At 50.3% G+C, this 5769-nt stretch carries 2 tRNA genes and 3 rRNA genes; all 5 read left to right on the top strand.

The window, feature by feature from the left end:
* Positions 1-472 precede the first annotated feature (472 nt).
* The 5 genes from M2282_RS30840 to rrf all read left to right on the top strand — a co-directional run bounded on the left by M2282_RS30840 (position 473) and on the right by rrf (position 5717).
* Positions 473-2007 (top strand): 16S ribosomal RNA (locus M2282_RS30840).
* 79 nt (positions 2008-2086) lie between these two features.
* Positions 2087-2163, top strand: a tRNA-Ile gene (locus M2282_RS30835).
* Positions 2164-2192: 29 nt separating this feature from the next.
* Positions 2193-2268 (top strand) — tRNA-Ala (locus tag M2282_RS30830).
* Between the two features lie 335 nt (positions 2269-2603).
* Positions 2604-5477: ribosomal RNA gene (locus tag M2282_RS30825) — 23S ribosomal RNA — on the top strand.
* A 127-nt stretch (positions 5478-5604) separates the two neighbouring features.
* A 5S ribosomal RNA gene (gene rrf, locus M2282_RS30820) occupies positions 5605-5717 on the top strand.
* Together the 16S, 23S and 5S rRNA genes with 2 tRNA genes alongside form the textbook arrangement of a ribosomal RNA operon.
* Positions 5718-5769: the final 52 nt, after the last annotated feature.

Raw genomic sequence — 5769 nt, 5'->3', positions numbered from 1 at the left:
TATACTCGTGGGCTCGGCTGATGACGCTCCTGTAGCGCTTCGGTGGTTGCTCTGGAAGGGGTGGTTGCTGGAGAGTTGGTCGATAAAAAAACTTCTTCGAAGTTGACTGGACTGCAAAAAACAGTGCATAATCGAAGGCTCCGCTGAAACAGCTTCAGCGTCTCGCGGCGAAGGTTGCGGGGTGCGAATAAGAAGATGTTGAAAGCGAAAAAAGTTTGACGGTTCTTAAAAAACCGTGATAGACTACAAGGCTTCGCTGATCACAGCGAGCTGAACGAAGTAAACGAAAAGTTGCTTCGGTGATCGTTAAAAATTTACAGCCGATAAGCGTGGGCGTTTGAAGGTAATTGCGTAAGTTCTTCGGAACAAGTCGCAAGACTTAAAAACGCTCATGAGATAGAAGTGAAGTTCACTTTAATTCTTTTTTTATGAGTTTTGCCTGGCCGCGAGGTCAGGCGCAAAAATCAAGATCGAACTATAGAGTTTGATCCTGGCTCAGATTGAACGCTGGCGGCATGCCTTACACATGCAAGTCGAACGGCAGCGCGGGAGCAATCCTGGCGGCGAGTGGCGAACGGGTGAGTAATACATCGGAACGTGCCCAATCGTGGGGGATAACGCAGCGAAAGCTGTGCTAATACCGCATACGATCTACGGATGAAAGCAGGGGATCGCAAGACCTTGCGCGAATGGAGCGGCCGATGGCAGATTAGGTAGTTGGTGAGGTAAAGGCTCACCAAGCCTTCGATCTGTAGCTGGTCTGAGAGGACGACCAGCCACACTGGGACTGAGACACGGCCCAGACTCCTACGGGAGGCAGCAGTGGGGAATTTTGGACAATGGGCGAAAGCCTGATCCAGCCATGCCGCGTGCAGGATGAAGGCCTTCGGGTTGTAAACTGCTTTTGTACGGAACGAAACGGCCTTTTCTAATAAAGAGGGCTAATGACGGTACCGTAAGAATAAGCACCGGCTAACTACGTGCCAGCAGCCGCGGTAATACGTAGGGTGCAAGCGTTAATCGGAATTACTGGGCGTAAAGCGTGCGCAGGCGGTTATGTAAGACAGTTGTGAAATCCCCGGGCTCAACCTGGGAACTGCATCTGTGACTGCATAGCTAGAGTACGGTAGAGGGGGATGGAATTCCGCGTGTAGCAGTGAAATGCGTAGATATGCGGAGGAACACCGATGGCGAAGGCAATCCCCTGGACCTGTACTGACGCTCATGCACGAAAGCGTGGGGAGCAAACAGGATTAGATACCCTGGTAGTCCACGCCCTAAACGATGTCAACTGGTTGTTGGGTCTTCACTGACTCAGTAACGAAGCTAACGCGTGAAGTTGACCGCCTGGGGAGTACGGCCGCAAGGTTGAAACTCAAAGGAATTGACGGGGACCCGCACAAGCGGTGGATGATGTGGTTTAATTCGATGCAACGCGAAAAACCTTACCCACCTTTGACATGTACGGAATTCGCCAGAGATGGCTTAGTGCTCGAAAGAGAACCGTAACACAGGTGCTGCATGGCTGTCGTCAGCTCGTGTCGTGAGATGTTGGGTTAAGTCCCGCAACGAGCGCAACCCTTGTCATTAGTTGCTACATTCAGTTGGGCACTCTAATGAGACTGCCGGTGACAAACCGGAGGAAGGTGGGGATGACGTCAAGTCCTCATGGCCCTTATAGGTGGGGCTACACACGTCATACAATGGCTGGTACAAAGGGTTGCCAACCCGCGAGGGGGAGCTAATCCCATAAAACCAGTCGTAGTCCGGATCGCAGTCTGCAACTCGACTGCGTGAAGTCGGAATCGCTAGTAATCGTGGATCAGAATGTCACGGTGAATACGTTCCCGGGTCTTGTACACACCGCCCGTCACACCATGGGAGCGGGTTCTGCCAGAAGTAGTTAGCTTAACCGCAAGGAGGGCGATTACCACGGCAGGGTTCGTGACTGGGGTGAAGTCGTAACAAGGTAGCCGTATCGGAAGGTGCGGCTGGATCACCTCCTTTCTGGAAACAAGCAATTTAATTTAAACGCCCACACTTATCGGTTGTTGGAAGAAGTCGAAATCTTCATTGATTCTCGATTGGGTCTGTAGCTCAGCTGGTTAGAGCACCGTCTTGATAAGGCGGGGGTCGTTGGTTCGAGCCCAACTAGACCCACCAAATCTTCTGATTTCTCGTGTGAGAGTTTTGGGGGATTAGCTCAGCTGGGAGAGCACCTGCTTTGCAAGCAGGGGGTCGTCGGTTCGATCCCGTCATCCTCCACCAATAAATCGATACTTAAATTCAACACCAAAGCGGCTTTGTGCGTGAGCATGAGGCTTCTTTGTTGTTGATCGAGATCTCTTGATCAATCGGCTGTTCTTTAAAAATTCATAGAGTCGAATCAGCGTTGCTGATGGAAACTGCACATTCGTAAAGGTTTAGTGCAGACCGTGCCATCAGCAACATAGAATTTTTGATTGCGTCAAAAGAAACTTCAATTTCGAGTCAAATCGAATTTTGAATGTAACGGCATAACGCGTCAGGTGAAAGACCTGACATATTCCTTGAAATGATTTTGTGTTTTGCCGGAGCGATCCAGTGAGACGTCAAAGTTATAGGGTCAAGTGAATAAGAGCACGTGGTGGATGCCTTGGCAATGATAGGCGACGAAGGACGTGATAGCCTGCGATAAGCTTCGGGGAGCTGGCAAATTAGCTTTGATCCGGAGATTTCCGAATGGGGAAACCCACCGAAAGGTATCGCATAGTGAATACATAGCTATGCGAGGCGAACCGGGTGAACTGAAACATCTCAGTAGCTCGAGGAAAAGACATCAACCGAGATTCCGAAAGTAGTGGCGAGCGAAATCGGAAGAGCCTGTTAGTGATAGCACAAGACATAACGGAACAGTTTGGAAAGACTGGCCATAGCGGGTGATAGCCCCGTACGTGAAATGACCTGTGTGGTACTAAGCTAACGACAAGTAGGGCGGGACACGAGAAATCCTGTCTGAATATGGGGGGACCATCCTCCAAGGCTAAATACTCATCATTGACCGATAGTGAACTAGTACCGTGAGGGAAAGGCGAAAAGAACCCCGGGAGGGGAGTGAAATAGATCCTGAAACCGCGTGCTTACAAAAAGTAGGAGCCTCGTAAGGGGTGACTGCGTACCTTTTGTATAATGGGTCAGCGACTTACATTCAGTGGCAAGGTTAACCGAATAGGGAAGCCGTAGAGAAATCGAGTCCGAATAGGGCGATCAGTCGCTGGGTGTAGACCCGAAACCAAGTGATCTATCCATGGCCAGGATGAAGGTGCCGTAACAGGTACTGGAGGTCCGAACCGACTAGTGTTGCAAAACTAGCGGATGAGCTGTGGATAGGGGTGAAAGGCTAAACAAACTTGGAAATAGCTGGTTCTCTCCGAAAACTATTTAGGTAGTGCCTCAAGTATTACCATCGGGGGTAGAGCACTGTTTTGGCTAGGGGGTCATGGCGACTTACCAAACCAAGGCAAACTCCGAATACCGATGAGTACAGCTTGGGAGACAGAGCACCGGGTGCTAACGTCCGGACTCAAGAGGGAAACAACCCAGACCGCCAGCTAAGGTCCCTAAAATTGGCTAAGTGGGAAACGAAGTGGGAAGGCTAAAACAGTCAGGATGTTGGCTTAGAAGCAGCCATCATTTAAAGAAAGCGTAATAGCTCACTGATCGAGTCGTCCTGCGCGGAAGATGTAACGGGGCTAAGCCAGTTACCGAAGCTGCGGATTTGCAATTTATTGCAAGTGGTAGGAGAGCGTTCTGTAAGCCTGTGAAGGTGCGTTGTAAAGCGTGCTGGAGGTATCAGAAGTGCGAATGCTGACATGAGTAGCGTTAAAGGGGGTGAAAAGCCCCCTCGCCGTAAGCGCAAGGTTTTCTACGCAACGTTCATCGGCGTAGAGTGAGTCGGCCCCTAAGGCGAGGCAGAGATGCGTAGCTGATGGGAAACAGGTCAATATTCCTGTACCGTTATATAGTGCGATGTGGGGACGGATCTTAATAGGTCATCCAGTTATTGGATTATTCTGGTTTAGTTGGATGTAGGCGTGCATTAGGCAAATCCGGTGCACATATACCGAGGCCAACGATCGAGCGGACTTGTCCGTGAAGTGACTGAACGAGGTTCCAGGAAAAGCCACTAAGCTTCAGCTATATACGACCGTACCGCAAACCGACACTGGTGCGCGAGATGAGTATTCTAAGGCGCTTGAGAGAACTCAGGAGAAGGAACTCGGCAAATTGACACCGTAACTTCGGAAGAAGGTGTGCCCTATTAGTGTGTAGTGAACAACGAAGCATGAATGGGTTGCAAAAAATCGGTGGCTGCGACTGTTTATTAAAAACACAGCACTCTGCAAACACGAAAGTGGACGTATAGGGTGTGACGCCTGCCCGGTGCTGGAAGATTAAATGATGGGGTGCAAGCTCTTGATTGAAGTCCCAGTAAACGGCGGCCGTAACTATAACGGTCCTAAGGTAGCGAAATTCCTTGTCGGGTAAGTTCCGACCTGCACGAATGGCGTAACGATGGCCACACTGTCTCCTCCTGAGACTCAGCGAAGTTGAAATGTTTGTGATGATGCAATCTCCCCGCGGAAAGACGGAAAGACCCCATGAACCTTTACTGTAGCTTTGTATTGGACTTTGAACAGATCTGTGTAGGATAGGTGGGAGGCTTTGAAGCAGGGTCGCTAGATCTTGTGGAGCCAACGTTGAAATACCACCCTGGTGTGTTTGAGGTTCTAACCTAGGTCCATTATCTGGATCGGGGACAGTGCATGGTAGGCAGTTTGACTGGGGCGGTCTCCTCCCAAAGCGTAACGGAGGAGTTCGAAGGTACGCTAGTTACGGTCGGACATCGTGACGATAGTGCAATGGCATAAGCGTGCTTAACTGCGAGACTGACAAGTCGAGCAGATGCGAAAGCAGGACATAGTGATCCGGTGGTTCTGTATGGAAGGGCCATCGCTCAACGGATAAAAGGTACTCTGGGGATAACAGGCTGATACCGCCCAAGAGTTCATATCGACGGCGGTGTTTGGCACCTCGATGTCGGCTCATCTCATCCTGGGGCTGTAGCCGGTCCCAAGGGTATGGCTGTTCGCCATTTAAAGAGGTACGTGAGCTGGGTTTAAAACGTCGTGAGACAGTTTGGTCCCTATCTTCCGTGGGCGCTGCAGATTTGAGGAAGCCTGCTCCTAGTACGAGAGGACCGGAGTGGACACACCTCTGGTGTATCGGTTGTCACGCCAGTGGCATTGCCGAGTAGCTAAGTGTGGAAGAGATAACCGCTGAAAGCATCTAAGCGGGAAACTCGTTTCAAGATGAGATCTGCCGGGGCCTTGAGCCCCCTAAAGAGTCGTTCAAGACCAGGACGTTGATAGGTCAGGTGTGGAAGCGCAGTAATGCGTTAAGCTAACTGATACTAATTGCTCGTGCGGCTTGACCCTATAACTTTGATCATCAGATCAAGGTGTTATGCCAAGTTGACGCATTCAAAATAATTCGCCAAAAGCTGATTCCAAACTCTATGAATTCGTTTGATTGATCACGTGATCAATCAGACAACCCTTTATGCCTGATGACCATAGCGAGTTGGTACCACTCCTTCCCATCCCGAACAGGACAGTGAAACGACTCAGCGCCGATGATAGTGCGGGTTCCCGTGTGAAAGTAGGTCATCGTCAGGCTCTTACAGCCCAGAAAACCCCAGTCAACATTGACTGGGGTTTTTTTGCTTTG

It is taken from the genome of Variovorax boronicumulans, from assembly GCF_029892485.1.
GTDB classification, from domain to species: domain Bacteria; phylum Pseudomonadota; class Gammaproteobacteria; order Burkholderiales; family Burkholderiaceae_C; genus Variovorax; species Variovorax boronicumulans_B.
The sequence above is the reverse complement of the archived record's forward strand: the minus strand, read 5'-3'. Positions and strand labels throughout refer to the sequence as shown.